1 protein-coding gene is annotated in these 1695 nt (G+C 68.4%); it reads left to right on the top strand.

Translation table 11 applies throughout. The features are described from left to right. Nucleotides 1–120: 120 nt before the first annotated feature. Nucleotides 121–1509, top strand: a complete 1389-nt coding sequence (locus tag ACFHWU_RS29065) for an IS1380 family transposase (protein ID WP_416592289.1) — start codon at nucleotides 121–123, stop codon at nucleotides 1507–1509. The last annotated feature ends 186 nt before the right edge of the window (nucleotides 1510–1695 follow it).

The raw sequence follows: 1695 nt of genomic DNA, 5'->3' as shown, positions 1-1695 counted from the left end.
AGCCTCGATCCACCGATGAAGGTTGGACCGGCAGGACCCCGGATGTAGAAAGTGCCCTCTGAACTGGAAGGATAGGAGTTCTGACGCTTCTATCGTTCGGTTCGAGAGGGCACCTCGCAGGTGAGATTACGCTATGACGCGCCGGTGGTGCGCGCGACGTTCGACGATCCGAATCTGGTGTCGTGCGCCGGCCTTGTTCCGGTGATGCGCCTCGCCGAGCAGGCCGGCCTGCACGACGCGGTCGCAGACCGGGTCAGCCTGCCGACCGACAAAGGTGCCAACCCGGCCGGGAAGGTCGCCACGATCGTGGCCGGGATGCTCGCGGGCGCAGACAGCATCGACGACCTCGACATCGCCCGACACGGCGGCATGCGCTCACTGTTCGGCGGCGTGTACGCGCCGTCGACACTCGGCTCGTTCCTACGCACGTTCACCCACGGCCATGTCCGGCAGTTGCACGCCGCCGCCCGTGACACCCTGATCGGTCTCGCCGCACGGGTGCCGATCCTGGCCGGCGCGGACGTGCTGACCTTCGTGGACATCGACTCGATGCTGCGCCGGGTCCACGGCAAACAGAAACAAGGCATCGGGTTCGGCCACACCAAGATCGGCGGCTACAACGTGCGGCTACGCGGCTACAACCCCCTGGTCGCGACGGTGGCGACACCACTGTCCGCGCCCGTCGTCGCGGCCACCCGGCTACGCGCCGGGAACGCCGGCTCCAGCCGCGGCGCCGCGAGCATGATCGCCGAAACGATCACCACCGCCCGATCCTGCGGCGCGACCGGCGAGATCGTGGTCCGGGCCGACTCCGCCTTCTACTCCAAGGCGGTCATCGCCACCTGCCGACGCCACAAGGTGCGGTTCTCCGTCACCGCCCGGATCGACGCCAAGGTCCGCACCGCATGCGACAGCATCGGCGACGACCAGTGGATCGACATCCGGTACCCGCAGGCCGTCTGGGACGAGGAAGAACAGCGGTGGATCTCCGACGCGCAGATCGCCGAAACCGAATACACCGCGTTCGCCGGCACCCGGCAGCAGGTGACCGCCCGGCTGATCGTGCGCCGCGTCCGCCGCGACGACCCCACCCAGGCTCCCGGCCAGGAAGAGCTCCTGCCCGCCTACCGGTACCACGCGGTACTCACCGACAGCCCGTACACCCTCGTCCAGGCCGAAGCCCAGCACCGCCAGCACGCGGTCATCGAGCAGATCAACGCGGATCTGATCGCCGGACCCCTCGCGCACCTACCATCCGGCCGATTCTCAGCAAACGACGCCTGGCTGACCTGCACCGCCATCGCCCACAACCTCACCCGCGCCGCCGGGCACCTCGCCGCCGGCACCTGGACCACCGCCCGAACCTCGACCATCCGCACCCGCATCATCACCGTCGCCGCCCGCCTCGCGCACCGGGCCCGCACCATCCACCTGCACCTACCTGAGCACTGGCCCTGGCAGGCCGCGTTCGACAACCTGTTCACCACCATCCAGGCACGACCCGGCTGACCACAGCAACACCGACGCGCGACCAGGCGGCCCGACCACAAGCCACGAACCCCCGCCCCAACCCCCGAACGACAACACCCGGAGCAAGCCGACCACGTAATCGGCGATCCAGCCACGCCCCGAAACCACCCAATACCGAAACTACTCAACCGAGCTCAAGACGAACCGCGTCGGTGGATCGAGGCT

This window comes from Micromonospora sp. LOL_015, from assembly GCF_048060275.1.
Classification (GTDB): domain Bacteria; phylum Actinomycetota; class Actinomycetes; order Mycobacteriales; family Micromonosporaceae; genus Micromonospora_E.
This window is presented reverse-complemented; position numbering and strand designations above follow the sequence as displayed.